At 58.2% G+C, this 19520-nt stretch carries 17 protein-coding genes, 1 tRNA gene and 2 rRNA genes; 7 read left to right on the forward strand and 13 right to left on the reverse strand.

The window, feature by feature from the left end; genetic code table 11:
- Positions 1-3 precede the first annotated feature (3 nt).
- Both E3E51_RS02300 and E3E51_RS02305 read right to left on the reverse strand, forming a co-directional pair.
- Positions 4-924, reverse strand: coding sequence for an isoaspartyl peptidase/L-asparaginase family protein (locus tag E3E51_RS02300; protein ID WP_167911686.1), 921 nt, complete (start codon positions 922-924; stop codon positions 4-6).
- 66 nt (positions 925-990) lie between these two features.
- Positions 991-1905 (reverse strand): phosphate uptake regulator PhoU, encoded by a 915-nt coding sequence (locus tag E3E51_RS02305; protein ID WP_167911687.1) that lies wholly within the window; start codon positions 1903-1905, stop codon positions 991-993.
- Positions 1906-1993: 88 nt separating this feature from the next.
- Between E3E51_RS02305 and E3E51_RS02310 the strand changes: the two genes are divergently transcribed.
- Positions 1994-3160 carry an MFS transporter gene (locus E3E51_RS02310; protein ID WP_167911490.1) on the forward strand — a complete coding sequence of 389 codons (1167 nt, stop codon included), beginning with the start codon at positions 1994-1996 and terminating at the stop codon, positions 3158-3160.
- Between the two features lie 11 nt (positions 3161-3171).
- On the opposite strand, the gene E3E51_RS02315 is transcribed toward E3E51_RS02310, so the two are convergent.
- Positions 3172-3756, reverse strand: coding sequence for an indolepyruvate oxidoreductase subunit beta (locus E3E51_RS02315; RefSeq protein WP_167911688.1), 585 nt, complete (start codon positions 3754-3756; stop codon positions 3172-3174).
- A gap of 123 nt (positions 3757-3879) precedes the next feature.
- On the opposite strand from E3E51_RS02315, the gene E3E51_RS02320 reads away from it, so the two are divergent.
- Complete coding sequence (locus E3E51_RS02320) at positions 3880-4569, forward strand: class I SAM-dependent methyltransferase (protein ID WP_167911491.1); 690 nt, start codon at positions 3880-3882, stop codon at positions 4567-4569.
- Between the two features lie 6 nt (positions 4570-4575).
- Here the strand turns inward: E3E51_RS02320 and lysS are convergent, their stop codons facing one another.
- Complete coding sequence (gene lysS / locus E3E51_RS02325) at positions 4576-6156, reverse strand: lysine--tRNA ligase (protein ID WP_167911689.1); 1581 nt, start codon at positions 6154-6156, stop codon at positions 4576-4578.
- A gap of 131 nt (positions 6157-6287) precedes the next feature.
- Between lysS and E3E51_RS02330 the strand changes: the two genes are divergently transcribed.
- Positions 6288-7172: a PhoI gene (locus E3E51_RS02330; RefSeq protein WP_167911492.1), complete on the forward strand. Its 885-nt coding sequence runs from the start codon at positions 6288-6290 to the stop codon at positions 7170-7172.
- Positions 7173-7204: 32 nt separating this feature from the next.
- Positions 7205-7816, forward strand: a complete 612-nt coding sequence (locus E3E51_RS02335) for a hypothetical protein (protein ID WP_167911690.1) — start codon at positions 7205-7207, stop codon at positions 7814-7816.
- Here E3E51_RS02335 and E3E51_RS02340 read toward each other — a convergent pair.
- The 8 genes from E3E51_RS02340 to E3E51_RS02375 form a co-directional block, all read right to left on the reverse strand.
- Positions 7810-8376, reverse strand: coding sequence for a DUF366 family protein (locus tag E3E51_RS02340; RefSeq protein WP_167911493.1), 567 nt, complete (start codon positions 8374-8376; stop codon positions 7810-7812). The two genes, E3E51_RS02335 and E3E51_RS02340, sit on opposite strands and share 7 nt — an antisense overlap.
- Before the next feature lie 4 nt (positions 8377-8380).
- Positions 8381-8857 (reverse strand): magnesium-dependent phosphatase-1, encoded by a 477-nt coding sequence (locus E3E51_RS02345; RefSeq protein WP_167911494.1) that lies wholly within the window; start codon positions 8855-8857, stop codon positions 8381-8383.
- Positions 8858-9016: 159 nt separating this feature from the next.
- Positions 9017-12046, reverse strand: a 23S ribosomal RNA gene (locus tag E3E51_RS02350).
- 120 nt (positions 12047-12166) lie between these two features.
- A tRNA-Ala gene (locus tag E3E51_RS02355) sits at positions 12167-12243 on the reverse strand.
- A 53-nt stretch (positions 12244-12296) separates the two neighbouring features.
- Positions 12297-13782, reverse strand: a 16S ribosomal RNA gene (locus tag E3E51_RS02360).
- Together the 16S and 23S rRNA genes with 1 tRNA gene alongside form the textbook arrangement of a ribosomal RNA operon.
- 599 nt (positions 13783-14381) lie before the next feature.
- Entirely contained in the window at positions 14382-15221 is an 840-nt protein-coding gene (locus E3E51_RS02365) for a ribose-phosphate diphosphokinase (RefSeq protein ID WP_167911691.1), read from the reverse strand.
- Positions 15222-15277: 56 nt separating this feature from the next.
- On the reverse strand, positions 15278-15982 hold the full coding sequence (locus E3E51_RS02370; RefSeq protein WP_167911495.1) for a DUF1614 domain-containing protein: 705 nt from the start codon (positions 15980-15982) through the stop codon (positions 15278-15280).
- Positions 15975-16352, reverse strand: a complete 378-nt coding sequence (locus E3E51_RS02375) for an ASCH domain-containing protein (protein WP_167911496.1) — start codon at positions 16350-16352, stop codon at positions 15975-15977. The genes E3E51_RS02370 and E3E51_RS02375 overlap by 8 nt, the downstream gene beginning before the upstream one ends.
- A gap of 135 nt (positions 16353-16487) precedes the next feature.
- Here E3E51_RS02375 and E3E51_RS02380 point away from each other — a divergent pair, with 135 nt between their 5' ends.
- Together E3E51_RS02380 and radB are read left to right on the forward strand one after the other, a co-directional pair.
- A complete protein-coding gene (locus E3E51_RS02380) occupies positions 16488-17123 on the forward strand; it encodes an MBL fold metallo-hydrolase (protein WP_167911497.1) in 636 nt (211 codons plus the stop codon).
- A gap of 11 nt (positions 17124-17134) precedes the next feature.
- Positions 17135-17800, forward strand: a complete 666-nt coding sequence (radB, locus tag E3E51_RS02385; protein ID WP_167911498.1) for a DNA repair and recombination protein RadB — start codon at positions 17135-17137, stop codon at positions 17798-17800.
- On the opposite strand, the gene E3E51_RS02390 is transcribed toward radB, so the two are convergent.
- Complete coding sequence (locus E3E51_RS02390) at positions 17766-19175, reverse strand: ATP-binding protein (protein ID WP_167911692.1); 1410 nt, start codon at positions 19173-19175, stop codon at positions 17766-17768. The two genes, radB and E3E51_RS02390, sit on opposite strands and share 35 nt — an antisense overlap.
- Positions 19176-19312: 137 nt before the next feature.
- Here E3E51_RS02390 and E3E51_RS02395 point away from each other — a divergent pair, with 137 nt between their 5' ends.
- Positions 19313-19477 (forward strand): hypothetical protein, encoded by a 165-nt coding sequence (locus E3E51_RS02395; protein ID WP_167911499.1) that lies wholly within the window; start codon positions 19313-19315, stop codon positions 19475-19477.
- Positions 19478-19520 lie beyond the last annotated feature (43 nt).

Below are 19520 nucleotides of genomic sequence, written 5' to 3' on the forward strand. Positions count from 1 at the left end.
GGCTCAAACCCCCGCTACGGGTTCGTCCATCCCCTCCTTCATGAAGGCGTGGCTCATGTGCTTCGTATTCTTCGCGAAGCCCACGTTGCCCTTGGCATCAACCATTATTATGCCCATCGTATCGGCGCCGAAGTAGCGCGTTGCGAGGCTTATGGCTGCATCGCTCGCAGCCTGGGCGTCCATTCCAAGCCTGACGAAGTCGGTGGCGCTCTTGGCCAGGGCGAGCTTTATCGCCACCTCGCCGAGTCCCGTGCAGGAAGCCCCGGCAACTTCGTTGGCGTAGGTTCCCCCTCCGATTATTGGAGTATCACCAACGCGGCCGAACATCTTGAGGAACACCCCGCCGGTGGACGTTCCGGCAACGACCTCCTCGCCGTCGAAGGCGACCGCCCCGACCGTGCTCCTAAGGACTTCGGGATACTCCTTGATCAGCTCGTTGAGCTTCTTCCAGTGCTTAGTTTCTCCGCTTTCAACGAGCTTTTTCCTCAGCTCCTCCCACTGCTTCAGCCTTTCGTCGGTCACCGGGCTGTACTCCTCGAAGCCCATGAGCCGGGCGAACTTAACCGCGCCCTCGCCGTTGAGGAGCACGTGGTCGGTCTTCTCCATCACCTTCCTCGCGACGCTTATGGGATTCCTAACACCCCATATCCCTGCAACGGCGCCGGCTTCGAGGGTTCTTCCGCGCATTATTGCCGCGTCCATCTCGACCTTGCCGTCGAGGGTGAGGACGCTTCCGGTGCCCGCGTTGAAGAGAGGATTGTCCTCAAGGGCTTTGACGGCTTCCTCAACAGCGTCTAAAGCCGAGCCTCTCTTGAGTTCGCGCCAGCCGGCCAGAACAGCCTCCCTAACGCCCTCGATGACCTTTGGAATGCGCTCCTCATTCCTTATCGTGCCGGCACCGCCGTGAACTATTATCGCAACCATGAGAACCACCGTAATAAAAAGTCCTCGAACGGTTAAAAGGATTGTGGAAACGAAAAGATAGGAACTTCAGCTAAGGGCCATGTTGATTATCGTCTCGCCGATATTCTCAAGGTACTCCAGAATCCTGCGGTAGCTTTCAAGGGCTATTGACTGACGGTAATCGATGGAGCGTATCTCGCCCTTCAACTCAAGCATGAGCCTGTCTATCTTGCCCAGGTCCCTCTCCTCTATCTGGGCCATCATCTGGCTGAACTTTTCCTTGAGGTACGGCACGTTTATCTCGCTGGGGTTCTCGGCTATCCGAGTTATGTGATCCCCTATGCGCTCGATGTTCCGGACTATGAAGAGTATACCGAGCAGGTCGAATGTTCTCCTGATTATGCCGCTCTCCTCTGTAACGCCGCGTTTGCTCAAAAGCCGGTTGACGGCACGGATTATGAGGAAGTAGAACCTGTCCAGCTCGTTCTCCAGGTCGTTTATGTCGCGCAGAATCTCGCCGTCCCCAGGGTTTTGAATGAGCAGCTCAAGGTCTCCGAGCATCGAGATGATGAGCGAGCGGATCCTGTTGAGGAGTTCCGCGAGGTTCACCTCCTCCTCGTCGAGGAGACTCTTGGCGACTATCCTCTGGGGCTCGTCGAGTATTATCTCGACCCCGGGAAGACTCTGGAGGACCTTCCTTATCTTGACCTTGTATATTGGCATCTCTTCAACGAGGTGAATCTCAAGGACGTCGTAGCCCTGAATGTAGGCAGAGATGACGAGCCTGACCGCCATGTCCGGGGAATACTCCTTCGAGATGTCCAGAATCCTCTTCTCACTAACCTCCCTCGGCTCCTTGGGGAATATGGTTATGCTCCCATCCGGGTTTATGAGGAGCGGAACGACATCGCCCTGCGCAAGTCCGTGCTCCCGGACCCACTTTTTGGGGAGGGATATTATGTATGAACTCCTGCCCGTAAATTGTATCTTCCTGAACTCCATAGATACCACCGCCGATATATAGACGACGGGTTGCGTATAAAAGGCTTCGGTTCGATATACTTATAAACGCTAAGATTAACGTTAGCACATGTTCCAGGACTACGGCAGGGACGCAAAGATACTCATAGCGGCCAACGCGGCGGGTCAGCTGTTCCTCCAGTTCTCAATATTCATAATGCCGTTCTATCTGACGGTTTTAGGCTACGATATGACGGCGATGGGAACGTTCTTCTCGATACAGACGTTCACGGGGGGACTCTTCTTCCTGATAGCGGGTCAGGTCTCACTGAGGCTTGGTTACCGGAGAACCCTCATCATCTCGGCCCTCCTCGGGCTCGCCGGAAGGCTCCTCCAGGTGGCGGCGATAAACGACTACGTACTGGCTCTAGGCTTCTTCCTGGTCGGCGCGAACATGGGTCTGAGACAGCCGAACTTTACTGCCCTGCTCAGCGAGGAGGTCGGCGAGAAGAGGCGCCATCATGCGTTCTCGATAAGCTTTGGCCTGGGGACTATCTTCAACGCCCTGGGAGTCCTCATAGCCGGCTTTGCCCCGGGCTTTTTCGTGGGGCTCGGGCTGACGGAGGGAATAGCCTACAGGCTGGTCATCTCGCTGGCGCTCCTCCAGTTCGCCCTCGTGATTCCGGCGCTGCTGATGATACGGGACGTTCCCGTGAGGAACCCGAGGATAAACTGGAACCGCGAGCTGGTCGTCAAGATACTCAAGTTCTCCCTCCCGAGCGCGCTGATAGGCTTTGGCGCGGGAATAACCATACCCTACATGAGCCTCTACTTCAAGCTCCAGTTCGGACAGACACTGGCGGCCATAAGCGGGATATTCTTCTTCCAGCAGTTAGCTATGGGCCTCGGTTCCTTCGGCCTTCCAAAGCTGGTTCACAGGATAGGGCCGGTGAAGGTGATAACTTCCTTCCAGAGCATAGCGGCCTTTCTCTTCGCGATATTCCCCTCGATAGAGACGTTTCTGCTGGCGGCACTGCTCTACGTCGTCCGCTCCATCCTCATGAACATAGTCTGGCCCATAAACGACTCCTTCATGATGGGCTTCTTCTCGACCGAGGAGAAGGCCACCGCGGCGGGGATAAGGAGGGCCTTCTCGACCTTCATGCGCGGCGGAGGGAACTACGTCGGCGGCCTGCTCTTCGGCATGTCACTGAGCTATCCGTTCTACGCGACTGCTCTGCTGTACGTCATAGCAACGGCGATATTCTACGCCTTCTTCATAAAGCACAACGAGTGAAAAGAAAAATGTCAGCCCTTAGCGAGCTCGATTCCCCGCTCAAGGGCCCTGAAGTTGATCTCCCAGAGCTTTTCGCGAAGGGTGAGCCTTATTCCCTCCTGGAGGGACTCCTTTTTGAGGGGCACGAGGCCCTTCCCGTGGGCGTAGCCGAGCATCAGGACGCCGAGGGTTCTTGGGTTTATCCCATCGGCCTCGCGCTGGAAGTCCATCATGTACACCGGGCAGATTCTTCCCAAGGCGGCCTCTATTTCGTCCAGCCCCGGGTATTTCTCCTTCCCGACGAGGGTCGTTGCCGTGTGGATCGGGTAGGCGTTGACCACCGCGTGGCTGTCCTTTCCCAGAAAGCGCGCGTTCCTCAGCGCCTCGGCGGGTTCAAGGGCGAGCATGAGGTTTGCCTTTCCTTCCTCGATTAGGGGTGAGTAGACCTCCTCACCAAAGCGGAGGTAGCTCAGAACGCTGCCGTAGCGCTGGCTCATTCCAAGGGTTTCACCTATCCTGACGTTGTAGCCCTCGTGCATGGCGGCGTTCCCAACGATCCTCGAAAGCGTCAATCCGCCCTGGCCGCCGACTCCCGTGATTATGAGGTTGAACTCCATCGGCACCACCGAGATACATTGGAGGGGACGGATAAAAACCTGTTGTCGAGAAAATTCGGAAAAAGTAGAAAACCACACAAACTTTTGCGGCAAATATTTAAAGACAGACGAGTAAGTAAAAACATGGGCTTCGAAAAGTACTACGAGGCGTTTCCGGCGTACACTGACGTGTACTCTGAGGAGTACAGAAAGCGTATTGAAGCACTGGAGCCGCTCCTGATGAAGCACATGCCGGCTAGAGGAAGGGTTCTCGACCTGGCCTGCGGAACTGGGGGGTTCTCATTCCTCCTTGAAGACCTGGGGTTCAACGTCGTTGCCCTCGACAACAGCGACGTCATGCTCTCCCGGGCAAGGGAATTCGCAAAGGACAAGAGGTCAAAGGTTGAGTTCGTGAAGGGCGACGCCAGAAAACTGCCCTTTGAGGAGAACAGCTTCGACTACGTGGTTTTCATAGACAGCCTCGTCCACTTCGAGCCGATGGATTTAAATTCAACGTTCAAAGAGGTCGCGAGGGTTCTCAAGCCCAGCGGGAGGTTCATCCTGCAGTTCACAGACCTGAGGGCCCTTTTACCAGTTCTCATGAACGGGCAGATAGTGGGCGCTGAATATTGGATCAGCAGGGTTCTGCCGGACGCCGACGAAAAGACAGTGGTTCTGGAGTTCCAGAGCGAAAAGGATAACTTCCGCGTCAGATTCAACGTATGGGGAAAGACCGCGGTGGAACTGCTGGCAAAGCTGTACTTCAGACAGCTCCACAGTGAGAGGATGAACGAACACAGCTACTTCCAGGTTTACGCGCCGAAAAAAGGATAAGTGATATCAGCCCTCCAGGCGGAGGCGCTTTATCACAAAGTCCCTGTCGAGGGAAGCCAGGAAGCTCGCGAGCCTTGGACCGCGGTCCTTGCCGATGAAGACGTTGTAGAGCGCCTTGAACCACTCCTTGCTCGGGATCTCACGCTTCTTGGCAATATCAAAGAGCGCGTTGTTGAGTTCCTCAACGGTGAAGCCCTCACGGGAGCTGAGCCACTCCGCGACCTCCAGCATGGCCCCCCTGATTTCAGGCCTAAGCTCGATCTCCGGGGGCTCTGCCAGGATGCTGAACTTCACGTTGTCGGGGGCGTACTTCTCAACCCAGTTCCTAGCCAAGCGTATGCGGAGCCTTATGCGCTCGACGTCATCCTCGCCGAGCTCCCTCGGAACGTGGCCCTGCTCCTGGAGAACTCTTATTATGCCCCCCTCGTCGAGGTGCGGCATCTGGACGAGCGTAACCAGGAACCTGAATGGTGCCTGCGCGGTCAGCCTGTCGGGAACCTTCGGCATCGAGAGCTCGTAGGTCCTCTTAAGTTCTTCTTCCTCCTCAGGGTTCTTGGCCCGCTCAAGGCCGAAGTAGATGCGCTCCACCTTGTCGAACTCGTCGTAGAGGTTGAGCAGTCCCAGGCCGAGGTCGATCTTAAGCTCTTTGTTCGGCCTCGCCTTTGCGTAGATGAAGCGGATTATTCCCGGCTCAAGCACCTCGTAGAGGTCGCTGAGGAGTATAACGTTGCCCTTGCTGCCGGACATCTTGCCCTTCTGCCCCTTGATTCCGACGAATTCGTACATCAGGTCTATGGGTGAAGGCCATCCGAAAACTTTCTCAACTATCTCTCTGCCGGTGTCGTACGATCCGCCCGCGGCGAGGTGGTCCTTTCCGGCCGGCTCGAAGTCCACCTTGAAGTGCGCCCAGCGCATCGGCCAGTCGACTCTCCACCGGAGCTTAACGTTGCCGTCCCTTATGTCCGTCTCGCCCTCACTACCGCAGTGGGGGCACTTGTAGGAGACCTTCCACTCGCCGTCCCACGAAACGAACTCCGCCTCCTTCCTGCACTTTGGACAGTAAACCATAACCGGCTGCCAGTCCTCCTCAAGGGGCGGCTGCTTGGCCCTCTCGCGGTACTTGTCGAGTATGGCCTTTATCTCCTCGCGCTTGGCCAGGGCGAGCTTTATCTCCTCGGCGTACTCACCGGACTTGTACAGCTCGTAGGCGTGGAGGAAGTCCACCTCTATGCCGAGCTTCGACACTTCCTCTTCGAATATGGCCATGAAGTGCTCCGCGTAGCTGTCGTGGCAGCCCCACGGGTCCGGAACCTCCCTAACCGGCCTCGTGAGGTGCTCCTTCCACTCGGGCGGGACGTTCTTCGGCACCTTCCTAAAGCGGTCGTAGTCGTCCCACATGTGGATGTGGCGAACCTTCTTCCCCCTGTCCCTGAGGGCATGGCCGACTATATAGGCCGTGAAGAACTCCCTGAAGTTCCCTATATGAACGTACCCGCTCGGGGTTATTCCGCTCTCCACAACGTATTCATCCCTGTCGCCGCGCTCCCGGATAATCTTTTCAGCCATGTAGTCTGCCCAATGAACCATTCTCACCACCGCGCTTAGGTCTGCGGAGGAGCTTTTAAGCTTAAGCTTGGCATGGGAGACAACTTCAAGAGGGAAAATTTTATAAATTCTGATGGTAAAACTACAGATAAAAGTAACATGGAGGCATTCCCATGGAGTTAGAGATGAGGAGGATGCAGGCGTTTTTCCCGGCGTCGCTGGAAATTCAGGAGGAGCTGCTCAAGGCGGGCTTCAGGGTACCCTACGACAAAGAGAGCGGGAGAAAAACACCGATTCCCGTGGTGGTGGGCTCTCGGGAGGAGAGGCGCGTCAGGAGGAGCCGCCTGCTGAAGGCCAAGGACTTTGAAAGCGACGGCAAATTTGCCATGCTGCCCGGCGAAAGAACGTTCCTCAATATGGAGCTCACGGAAAGGGGCTTTCTAGTGCTCAGGCCAAAGCCGACCGAGTACCACCTAGAGGAGATGGGCTTCGTCTCGGTCCCTCCCAGGGTCTGGGGGACGTGGGCGAGCTTTTCGCTCCCCTTTTCGGCGTACGATGAACTGGTGGATTTCCTGGGCGATTTCAGGAACGATAACGGAAACGGATTCTACACAGCCTCCAGGGGCTCCGGCGGAAGGATAGAGGTCTACGCCTACAAGGGAAGAAGCAGAAAAGACCTGGGAATTCCAGTTTTTGGCTACGCCCTCGGGCTCCACGGACTGACTCTGGCGGAGGAGTACTTAAGGGAGAAGGCCAAGGAGAACGGGGTTCCGGAGGAGAGGCTCCGCTACCTCAGGCTAGGCCTTAGAAAGAGGAGGGAAACCAAAGCGGGCCTCAAGGTTGGCCTTGTCTGGGAGAGCGGAAGACCGGTTGAGATAGCGCTCAAGCTCTCTACGACGGAGCCGAGGGTTAAAATCCAGGGGCTCTACGGCGAGCTGGTCGGCAAATCCAGGGGAGAGCTGGCGAGGACGGATGACTGGTACGTCGTCGTCCACGCGGGCGATTTCATCACGGCTCTGGAGGCCGTCGGAAGGGCCTTCGGGGGCAACTCATATTAACCCCAAACCCCTCTCATTTTTTGGTGGAACGAATGCTCCCAAGCTGGGGAATCTACGCCGGCACCGCCGCGGGGTTCATACTCGCCGCCATAGGCATCACGAAAAGGCTCGGGCCGGAATGGGCCTGGGTGAACAGGAAGATAATCCACTTCAGCATCGTTCCGGCCGTTCTGATGTTCTACTACGGGAAAATACCCGCCGAGGTCTTCAGCGGAGCGGCTTTCATTTTCGGCCTATTCCAGCTCTGGCCGCACCTCAAAAAGAGGGAGTTCTCGTGGTATCAGATAGAGCACAACTACGGCGAGGTTTTCTTCGCCTTCTCCGCCTCGGTCGTTCCGATGATTCTGTCGAAGGAGTACGCCACCGCCCTGCTACTGGCAATGGCAATAAGCGACGGGGTGACCGGGATAATCAGGCACTTCTACTTCAGGCGGCACGGCTTCAACGTGAAACTGAGAAAGCACTGGACTGGAAGCTTCGGCTACCTGACGACGGCGCTGGCTATAGCGTTTCTGCTGCTCGACACGGCAGCAATAGGAAAAATAGGATGGGCGGTCATCCTGACCCTGGCGGAATACCAGGGCTGGCTCGACGATAACCTGGCGGTGCCCCTGGTGGGGAGTCTTCTCTTTCTCCTCTACTGAGCCCACCTGACCTTCAGGCTGTCCTTCTTCACCTTGTTGAACTCCTCCACGAGGGCCTTTCCGGTCTTCTCCATGAAGCCATCTACGTCCGTTATGCCGAGCTCCTTCAGGCCGATGGCATCTACGCCCTCCGGGATTCCTTTGGCCTCGACGTTTATCCCGAGGTGAATCTTGACGCTCACGGGGGAGACAGTTGCTATCGAGATGCTGAGCTTCCTTCCGTTCACGTAGATGTCGTCGCCCTTCCTGAGGGTTTTCACCCCGTACTCGCCGAGAACTTCGCAGAGCTTGGCTATGAAGAGCTTTTGTAGAGTTGAGGCGAAGAGGGCGTTGACGAGGTCAAAGACCTCGATTATGTAGTGAACCATGTCGTCGCTCTTGATTTCCTTGCTCTGGCGGAGGTCTTCAATGTCTATCATCTCTTCGACCTTGACGTCGCACTTTCCGCGGAAAACTACTAGCGAGTTCCCAAGGATTCCGAAGTTCCTGTAGGCCCAGTGGCTCTGAATGGCCGAGCCGTCGTAGTCTATGCGCCCCTCCTTCACGATGAGCAGCTCCATGCTATCACCCCATCTTCTCTAGGAGTTTCTTCAACTCCTCAAAACTTTTGACGTCCCTCCACATATGGATGAACCGGATAGACGGGACGGTGGTTTTAACGTCTTCGATGTGTATATCCCTGTCGTCCAGGTAGATGACTCCCCCAACATCGTATCCCGAAAGTTCCAGCTCCCGGAGCGTTCTCGCTATCATATCGCCCTTGTTCGGGTGGTTCTCAATTTTTGGAAACCTGAAGTAGTCCCAAAGGCCAAAGCCCTCAAGGATCGGCCTGACCTTCTCCTCAACGTTCCAGCTCGCTATGCTCAGAACGAACCTGCCACTCGCCCATTCGAGGAATCCCCTGACTCCCGGAAAGAGATGGAGTTTCTCGCCTGTAGAATCAACCAGATAATCATCGTGGAACTCATAAGGCGGTGTAAGCCGGGATGCATCCTCGTGATCCCAGAGGGTACCATCGAGATCAAGAACTAACAGCTTCATTTCATCACCAAGAAAAGCTCCGCTGGAGGGTTTTAACGGTTGCGGAAAAACATCATAACCGGGGGTTTAACACTGCGATGCAATCAAGACAGAAACGAGATTTAGGGCCAGGACCGTGCACAGGCCGATTGACCTATCAAATGCCCAGCCCCCCTTTCAGAGGCAGAAACCTCGGGCTGTTGGGAGCGGCAGACTGAACGGGTCGGTTTCCCTTCCCGCTTACATCCCCGCCCCATCAAACGGGTCTTCTTCCCGAGCCCTCGTCCCAGGCAAAGGACCGGTCGCCCGACCCCCTGCGCCTGGGAGTGGGTGCCTATTTTCGGGGACCGCTTCGGCCTTAGATGCTTTCAGGCCTTATCGGACGCGGCGTAGCTGCCCGGCTGTGCCCTGTAGGACAACCGGTAGACCAGAGGCCGCGGCTCCCTGTTCCTCTCGTACTGGGGGAGCCTTCCCCTCAGGCACCCAGCACCTCCGGTAGATAGCATCCGACCTGTCTCACGACGGTCTAAACCCAGCTCACGTTCCCCTTTAATGGGTGAACACCCCCACCCTTGGCCCCTGCTGCAGGACCAGGATGGGAAGAGCCGACAGCGAGGTAGCAAGCCTCGGGGTCGATATGGGCTCTCGCCCGAGACGACTCTGTTATCCCCAGGGTAGCTTTTCTGTCATCCCTGGCCCCCACCGGGGAGGCACAGGGGTTCGCTAGGCCACGCTTTCGCGGCTGGACCCGCCTCTGTTACGGGTCCAGTCAGGCCGGCTTTTGCCCTTGCACTCTACGGCGGATTCCTGACCCGCCTGAGCCGACCTTAGGGCACCCTCGATACCTTTTCGAGGGTGTGCCGCCCCAGCCAAACTGCCCACCTACCGCTGTCCCCGCTTCCGCGGGTTAGCCGTACGGCAGAGGGTGGGCGGTGTCTCATGGACGGCTCCACCCGCCCCGGAGGACGGGCTTCGACGCCTCCCGCCTACGCTGCGCACCCCCCGCCGTACGGCAACGGCAGGCTGCAGTAAAGCTCCATGGGGTCTTCGCTTCCCACCGGAGGTCCCAGGCATATGCGCCTGGCAGTGGTTTCGCCGGGCCCCAGCCGGGGACAGTGGGGACCTCGTTACGCCATTCATGCAGGTCGGCATTTAACCGACAAGGAATTTCGCTACCTTAAGAGGGTTATAGTTACCCCCGCCGTTTACCGGTGCTTCACCCGGTTGGACCCGGGCTTCACATACCGGCACTGGGCAGGCGTCGGCCCCAGTACAAACCCTTTCGGGCTAGCTGGGACCTGTGTTTTTACTAAACAGTCGGGCCCCCCTAGTCACTGCGACCTGCGGGTTACGCATCCGCAGGCACCCCTTCTCCCGAAGTTACGGGGCCAATTTGCCGAGTTCCCTCGGCTGGGTTTCCCCCGACACGCCTTAGGCTTCTCACCCAGGGGCACCGGTGTCGGTTCTCGGTACGGTCGCGGTGGATCGTTCCCAGAGGGCTTTTCACGGGCCCCAGGGATCGGCGGAACCCCCCTTACGGGAGGCCATTCGCGCTTTCATCCGGTTCTCGCCATTACGGCACTCCCCGGACTTATACGCTTAGCCGGCCTTGTGGACCGGTCCGCCTACCCCGAGGCGTCACCCTCTGGGCTTGCGTTGCCGCGCCTACCACCGCGGTACGGGAATATAAACCCGTTTCCCTTTCGCGGGCGCCGAGTTACGGACCCGCTTAGGACCGACTAACCCACGGCTGACGAACATTGCCGTGGAACCCTGGCCCCTTCGGCGGCCGGGATTCTCACCCGGCTATGCTGCTACTCCCGGCAGGATCCACAATACCGACGGGTCCACCGGACCTTACGGCCCGGCTTCCACCCCACCGGCACGCCCGCCTACCCGATCACGGACCAATCGGTCCGTGCGCCGGGGTCTCGGCAGCCGGCTTTAGCCCCGTCCATTTTCGGGGCCCCTGACCTCGACGGGTGAGCTGTTACGCACTCTTTAAAGGATGGCTGCTTCTAAGCCTACCTCCCCGCTGTCTAAGGCCAGGGACACCCTTTGGAGTAACACTTAGCCGGCATTTAGGGGCCTTAACCCCGGTCTGGGTTGTTCCCCTCTCGGTTGACGGCTTACACCGTCACCCTACTCCGGCCATCTACGGCGGCAGTGGGTTCGGAGTTTGACAGGGAGCCGGGGGATTTCTCCCCCTAAACCCCCAATCAGTGCTCTACCCCACCACCTACCTCCGGCCGGGCTATCCTGAGGGATAATTCGGCGGGAACCAGCTATCGCCGGCCTCGATTGGCCTTTCACCCCTAGCCCGAGGTCACGGGAGCGAATTGCACGTCAGCATCCCTAACGGGCCTCCATCCCTCTGTTGAGGGACTTCACCCTGCCCCGGGCTAGATCGACCGGCTTCGGGTCTCATCCGAGCGACTCCGGGCGCTTTCACACCCCGTCCCTCACCCTTACGGGCTGCGGACCTGTCGGTTTCCCTGTGGCTTCGGGGGTGAACCCCTTAACCTCGCCGCTCGGATGAACTCCCTGCCCCGTGATCCAAGACGGACGGTGCAACCCCGGTCGCCTCCCCTCGTACTCCACGGTCGCCCGTGTTTCCTTCGGGGAGGGTCAACCCTTTCGGGCCGCACCCACCTATCGCCGCCTGGTTTCAGGCTCTTTTCACCCCCTGCCAGGGGTGCTTTTCAGCTTTCCCTCACGGTACTAGTTCGCTATCGGTCTCGGGACGTATTTAGGGTTGGGAGCCGATGCCTCCCAGCTTCCCGCCGGATATCCGACCGACGGTACTCAGGGACACCCCAAGACCCTGCGGGCTTGCGCCTACGGGGCTTTCACCCTCTACGGCGCCGCGTTCCAGCGGACTTCGGCTTCACCCGCGAGGGTCTTTCGGGGGCCCTACTACACCACATCCCGCCGGGGTTTCCCCCGACGGTTCAGTTTGCCCTGTGCCGCTTTCGGTCGCCCCTACTAACGGCATCGCTTTTGCTTTCTTTTCCTGCGGGTACTAAGATGTTTCAATTCCCCGCGTTCCCCCTCCCGACTGGGAGTGCGGCAAGAGCCGCGGGAGGTCCCATTCGGGCATCCCCGGTTCGACGGCTGCCTGCGCCTCGCCGGGGCTTATCGCAGCTTGCCACGCCCTTCGTCGGCGCCCCGAGCCGAGCCATCCACCAGGCGGCTTAGGTTTTCTGCCCCCTACTCAGGGGGCTGGGCATTTTTTGGGTCAATCGGCCTGTGCACGGTCCTCATCGTGACCCCTGTTCGGGGCCTAGGACCCTTCCACCCCGAGCGGTGCTCGGGATGTGCACCTCTTCGTGGTGGACCGGCCGGGATTCGAACCCGGGGCCTTCGGCTTGCAAAGCCGACGCTCTCCCAGGCTGAGCTACCGGCCCACGGATGGCAGGCCCGACATCCCTTAGACCCCCCGGACGGATTTTCCGGCGATAGGAGGTGATCGAGCCGTAGGTTCCCCTACGGCTACCTTGTTACGACTTCTCCCCCCTCACGGAGCCCAGACTCGACCCGACCTCCCCGAAGGGAGATCAGGCCTCATCCAGACCCCGCTCGGGTGGAGTGACGGGCGGTGTGTGCAAGGAGCAGGGACGTATTCGCCGCGCGATGATGACACGCGGGTACTAGGGATTCCAGCTTCACGCGGGCGAGTTGCAGCCCGCGATCCGAACTGGGGGCGGGTTTAGGGGATTCCCTTCCCCTTTCGGGGTCGGATCCCATTGTCCCGCCCATTGTAGCGCGCGTGTAGCCCGGGGGTTTCGGGGCATACTGACCTACCGTCGCCCGCTCCTTCCTCCGGCTTATCGCCGGCGGTCCCCCCAGAGTGCCTCCTCCCCAGCGGGGAGGACTGGCAACTGGGGGCGCGGGTCTCGCTCGTTACCACACTTAAGTGGACGCCTCACGGTACGAGCTGACGGCGGCCATGCACCTCCTCTCGGCGTGTCCGGCAAGACCTTCAGCCTGGCCTTCATCCTGCCGTCGCCCCCGGTGAGGTTCCCGGCGTTGAATCCAATTAAACCGCACGCTCCACCCCTTGTAGTGCTCCCCCGCCAATTCCTTTAAGTTTCAGCCTTGCGGCCGTACTCCCCAGGCGGCGGGCTTAACGGCTTCCCTTCGGCACCGGACGAGCTCGAAGCTCGTCCGACACCTAGCCCGCATCCTTTACAGCCAGGACTACCCGGGTATCTAATCCGGTTCGCTCCCCTGGCCTTCGTCCCTCACCGTCGGACCCGTTCCAGCCGGGCGCCTTCGCCACTGGCGGTCCCCCTGGGATTATAGGATTTCACCCCTACCCCAGGGGTACCCCCGGCCTCTCCCGGTCCCAAGGCCCGCAGTATCCCCAGCAAGCCCCACGGTTGAGCCGTGGGATTTCGCCAGGGACTTACGGGCCCGGCTACGGACGCTTTAGGCCCAATAATAGCGGCCACCACTCGGGCCGCCGGTATTACCGCGGCGGCTGCCACCGGCCTTGCCCAGCCCTTATTCCCGGAGCTTTTTACACTCCGGAAAAGCCGTGGCGATGCCACGGCACTGGGGGTCCCCCCGTCGCGGTTGCCCGCATTGCGGAGGTTTCGCGCCTGCTGCGCCCCGTAGGGCCTGGACCCGTGTCTCAGTGTCCATCTCCGGGCTCCCACTCTCATGGCCCGTACCGATCTTCGGCTTGGTGGGCCGTTACCCCACCAACTACCTAATCGGCCGCCGGCCCATCCTCGGGCGGTCAGAGACCCTTTCGGCCTGAGGACCTTCCAGTACCTCAGGCCTATGGGGGATTAGCCCCAGTTTCCCGGGGTTATCCCCCTCCCGAGGGTAGGTTACCGACGTGTTACTGAGCCGTCCGCCGGTGCGCGCAAGGCGCCCCATGACTCGCATGGCTTAGTCGGACCCCCATAGCAGTGGCCTCCGGCAGGATCAACCGGAATTGAGCAAGGAGTACGGCCGGTGGGACTTCCCTCAAGGGGAAGTACCAAATATCCGTCCGGGGTTTAGTCGGGATGTCGGGCCTGCCTTACCCCCGAGGGGTCCGCCTTTCGGCGTTTCCTCGGGAGCGCACCTTTTTGTGACCCGGGCTGGAGGGCGGGGTTCATGAGTGGGTGCTTTGCACCCTGTCCCCCCGACGCCGCCGTCTTGGCGCCCGGGTTTTGTCGCGCCCTGTTCGGGCGCTCCACCCAATAGGGGTGAACCCCCACAGTGAAAAATTTTTGCAAAACCTTTTCCGGGCCGTATTTTTGAAAAAGAAGCTGTCAAAAAGCGCCGATAAAATGCACAAAATTAGACATAAAAATGTCAAAAATTTTTGCACGGTCAGAGGAGAAAAAGAACAGGAGCAGCAATCCCGAGACAACGGAAACGAAGACACCCACGTTAACTGCATCCTCGGAACTTAACCCACGACCCCCTCCCACCAGCCATCCAGCACTACCAACCACAAGGAAAGAAACCACCATAATAAAACCCAGCTCCGAAAAACGTCAGAAATATCAAAAGAGCAACGAGAGAGGAGATTCGAACCATTCTCCCCTCACAGCCCAAGTATCTCGGGCACAACGCTTATCTTCGAGACCGGTGTGGGTATCGTGTTGGTGACCGCCAGCTCGTCAACCGCCTTGCTTACGCGCTCTATCGCACCCTCGGCAAAGACGCCGTGAGTGGCCGCGACGAAAACTTTCCCTGCCCCCATCTCCCTGAGCAGGTTCGCCGCCCTGATCATGGTCCCGCCCGTGCTTATGATGTCATCAACTATGAGCACGTTCTTTCCTCTAACGTCCACATTCACCGGCTTCATCTGAACTTCGGTCGGGGATATGCGAACCTTGTGGAAGTGGCTGTACTCAAGGCCGAGCCTCTCCGCAACGACCCTGGCCCTCTCAAGTGCGCCTTTGTCGGGGGCGAGAACAACGCCCTCGCCGAGCTTCTCCCCGAAGTAGTCCGCAATGACCCCTGCGGGGGAGAGGTTGACGGCTTTCCCCTGGAAGAACCTGAGGGTCTCCGGGTTGTGGAGGTCGAAGACGTAGAGTTCATCGTAGTAGACGGAGAGAGCCCTCATAACGGCTCTCACGCTCACAGGCTCGCCGTCCTTCGTGACCCTATCCTGTCTTGAGTAGGCAAGGTACGGAACAACCGCCCTGAGCTTCTGAACCCCCCTCTCGCGCAGGGCGTCCGCCATGAGGATCAGCTCAATCAGATGTTCGTCCTGTGGGGCGAAAGTTGACTGCACAACTGTGACGTTCTTCGAGGAACCCATGATTCTGACGTACTTCTCACCGTCTGGGAACCTCTTTATTTCAGCATCGAGGACCTCGCCGCCGAGGGCCTTTATCTCATCCTCCAGATGCTTGGCACCGCTTCCAATCACGAACATGAGCACCACCCCTTTTTGCCGTTGGAATGTTCAATTCACGGCTTATAAACCCACCGTCATACCAGAAGGACGGCAATAATCCCGGCGAGGAATATGCCGTCGAAGGTTCCCGCTCCCCCAATGCTTACCATCGGAGCGCCGAGCTTCCTGATACGGTTCCAGTTCATCAGGTCGGCTCCTATGAGGACTCCCATCGTTCCGCTGACGTAGGCGACCAGCGTGGGATTTCCGTCGCCGAGGAGCCAGCCGAGGATTATGGCTATCAGAGGCGGGAGGAAGACCGGCATCGCTATGCCGAGACCCCTGACGGGTCGGGCAAAGGCGTGGCTGAAGAGGGCCGCTACGAGGGTCGCTAGGGCCGTGTTGAAGAGCAGCCCAAATTGACCGAGGTAGAGGAGCCTGAAGACCTCGTACAGAACGATGCTGATTGGAACCAGCGCCCCGCCGACGTTTATAGCTATTATCACCCTCCTCTCCTCCCAGTCAAAGTACGGAACTGGATAGGAGATGCCGAAGAAGCGGACCTCTCTAAGGGCAACGACGGGCTCGTACGAGACTTCCTCAGCCACTGGGATGTTGATGAAGCTCCCGAGGAGGGAGAAGAGGAAGAGCGCGTAGGCCACCTCCGGGGGTATTCCGAGCTTCTCAAAGGCGGCCATGACTATGCTTGAAAAAACTACAAAAACCGCCAGGAAGATGAGGAATATCAGAAGGAGAACCGGAAGCGAAACGGGCGGGATTATGAAGCGCCTCTTATTCATCCTCCACCACCACGTTGGCCCAGACCTGGGCGCCCCTAGGGATGCGGACCTTCCTCGGCCCATTGAATTTCTTCGCGTTGCGGAAGACCCAGGCGTAGAGGGGTTTGCCCCCGGAGTATTCCCTCAGGAAGTCAACGTCGACGAGGTGCTTGTCCCCATGTCGGGCCAGCTCCTCAGGGGTAAACGGGCCGAGGACGTCAACGAGTTCGGCACTGCCCACGGCCCTGCCGCCGCTGAGGATGAGAACCTCGCCCCTAACCCTCGTCCGGGACTTCCTAATCTCCCAGACCTTTTTTCCCTCAGCTATGAGGGTTGCGAAGGGTTCGCGAACTATCAAACCCCTTTTGAGGCTTGAATCCTCGGCGCACATCAGTATGGTGACGAAAGTGAAGTATATAAAATCTACGCCCGGATTTCCGAAGCGAGCCGGATGGGTTTCCAAAAAGAACCGTCAATGAAAAACTTTAAGTCCACCTCACCGAACCCATTGGAGGAGGTATCACCGATGAGGATTATCTGGTACGGACACGCGTGCTTCTGGGTCGAGACGAAGGGTGTGAGACTGCTCATCGACCCGTACCCGGATGTTGACGACGACAGAATCGGCGAGGTGGACTACATCCTGATAACACACGAGCACGTTGACCACTACGGAAAGGTCGAGCTGCTCTCAAGGCTCCGCGACGCGACCGTCATAGGGCCGAAGCCCGTCTACCTGATGGCCATCAGCGACGGGGTGACGAAGGTAAGGGAGATAGAGGAGGGGCAGACGATAGGGCTGGAAAACGGCGTTAAGGTCACCGCCGTTTACATGGAGCACCCCTCAAGCCAGTATCCCGTCGGCTATATCATAGAGGGCGACAAGACCCTTTTCCACACCGGCGACACGTATTCAACGCCGACCCTCCAGAGGCTCAGGGGAAAGATAGACGTGCTCCTGGTGCCCATCAGCGGCCGATCAACCGCCAACGAGCGCGAGGCGGTACAGATAATAGAAGACATAAGACCCCGGGTGGTAATCCCGATGCACTACGGGGTCTACGGCACGGGAAGCGTCGAGAAGCTCCAGGACGAGCTGAAGAAGAAGCGCATATGGGTAATGGTCCGCCCCATGGAGCCCTACGAGGAGCTCACCCTCTAGCGGTGGGACTGATGCTCACCACGGGGGTGAAATCACTCGACGAGCTTCTCGGCGGGGGAATAGCCGAGGGAGTGCTGACCCAGATTTACGGCCCCTACGCCACAGGAAAGACAACGCTCGCCGTGCAGGCCGGCCTCCTGAGTCCCGGAAAGGTCGCCTACGTTGACACTGAGGGGGGCTTTTCTCCGGAGAGGTTGAGTCAGATGGCCGAATCTCGGGGGCTGAATCCGGAGGAGGTCCTCCAGAGGTTCCTCCTCTTCACGCCCTTTGACTTCAAGGAGCAGAGGCGCACCATCGGGAGCCTGAAGCGGGTCGTTGATGGTTCCTTTTCCCTCGTGGTCGTTGATTCCATAACGGCCCACTACCGCGTCGAGGAGCAGAGGAAAAACCTCACCGCCGAACTCGGCAAACAGCTCCAGGTTCTCCTCTGGATAGCCAGGAGGAACCGCATTCCGGTGATAGTCATCAACCAGGTGCACTTCGACAGCAGGGCCGAGAGGATGAAGCCCGTCGCCGGACACACCCTCAACTACCGGACTAAGGATATCCTCCGGCTCGACAAGCTCAATACGCCCGGAATGAGGGTGGCTGTCCTAGAAAGGCACAGGTTCAGACCGGAGGGTGGAATGGTTTACCTCAAGATTACGGAGAAGGGGATAGAGGACGCGGGCGAATGACGTCGTTGAGATCAAAGGCGAGGAAGCCCTCTTCCCTTAGTTCCTCCCTACCCTCAAGCTCCCTCGCTATAATGCCGAACCGGTAATCCCCTTTGAGCGGGAGGAGTTCCGCCTTCCTCTCAAGGGACCTCAAAACCTTCCCCGCGTCCCTCAGGCTCAGGTCCTTCCACTTCACCTCGAAGAGAATAATGTTCTTCCGGTCGTAGGCGACCACGTCTATCTCTTCTCCCCTGTGCCACCACCTGCCAACGCGCTCGGGCCTGAAGCCGAGGTCGAGCCCTCTCACGAAGTCCAGGGCTATTCTCTCGTAGGTTTTGCCAACGAAGGCGGGAAACTCAGTTTTAAAGCGATCAAAGACCCTTCCGGGGTCCTCCTCAAGGGCGGTGTAGTTGTGGTAAATGAAGCGGAACCAGAAGTTGAAGAATTCGTCGCTTATGCGATAGGCCACCTTCCTCGTCTTCAGCGGGTTCTCGGTGACGGGAACTTCCCTCCTCAGGTACTCATAGTGGTTCGTTAGCTCGCTGAGGTACTTGCCGACAGTGAGGAGCTTCATACCCGTTTTGTCGCTTATCTCCTTGGGCGTAACGTGGCCGAGACTGACCGCTTCGAGGATTGAGAAGTGAGCGCGGTAGAACCTGCCGAACTCCAGCTTGAGGACATTCAAGCCCTCCTCCCTCAGCGGGGCGAACTCGTCAAAGAACAGCGCCTTCAGGGCTTTGAGGGAATCTCCCTGGTAGTAGCGCGGGACGTAGAGGAGGTACCGGGGCATTCCGCCCAAGGCAGAATAAAGCTCAATAAAGTCACTCGGCGGAACATCAACATGGGAGTGCACGAAGTCGAAGGCAGTCCAGAAGTCAAAGGGCCTGAGCTTAACCCACTCGTCCACCCTGCCGAAGAGGGGCTCTTTTCTATCCATGAAGATGCGCTTAATCATGCCGACGTACGAGCCAACCGCGATGAGCATGAGGTTTGAAGTTTCCTTTTTCTCGTCCCAGAGCCTCTGGAGGGATGAGAAGAAAGAAGGTTTAACCGTCCTGAAGTTCTGGAACTCGTCGAAGACCACAACCAGTTTCCTCTCCCGCGAGAAGTCGAGCAGGAACTCCACAAGCTCCTCAAGGGAGCCGAACTTTAGCTTCAAGTATGAAGGGAGGTAATTGGAAAGCTTCTCCTCAATCTCGCGCGACCACTCCTCAAGAAGAAGGGCCTCGTCCTTTTCGCCCACGAAAAAGTAGAGGCCAAGCTTATCACTCAGGAACTCCCTGGCCAGGGCAGTCTTCCCAACCCTCCTCCTACCGTAAATAACGAGAAAGCTTGAGCCCGGAAAGGAGTAAACCTCGTTGAGCTTCTCAAGCTCGCGCTCCCTGTCGTAGAACATATTACCCACCCAGTATATTACCAAACAAGTAATATTTAAGGGTTGCGGGGAATCAAAGCTAAGACCAACAAGCTCGGCACTCCTCAAGCTACGAACGTTACCAAAAGTTTTTGAGAGCTATCTTCAAACACCCGCATATGAACTACCCGGAAACCGAAAGAAGGCGCCGGAGAAAAGGGCTCAACCTACCAATCCTCCCCGGAGGTAGGGGTTTATCCCCTGAGGAAATCGAAGAGACCATAAGCCTCGGCCAGGGTAGTGAGATAGTGGAGGAGGTAAGACTGACCTCCTCCCCGCCCTGAAGGGCGAGGCTTTCAAAAGAAAAATGTAAAGAAAACGGGGAGG

The organism is Thermococcus sp. 21S7, from assembly GCF_012027615.1.
GTDB lineage: Archaea > Methanobacteriota_B > Thermococci > Thermococcales > Thermococcaceae > Thermococcus.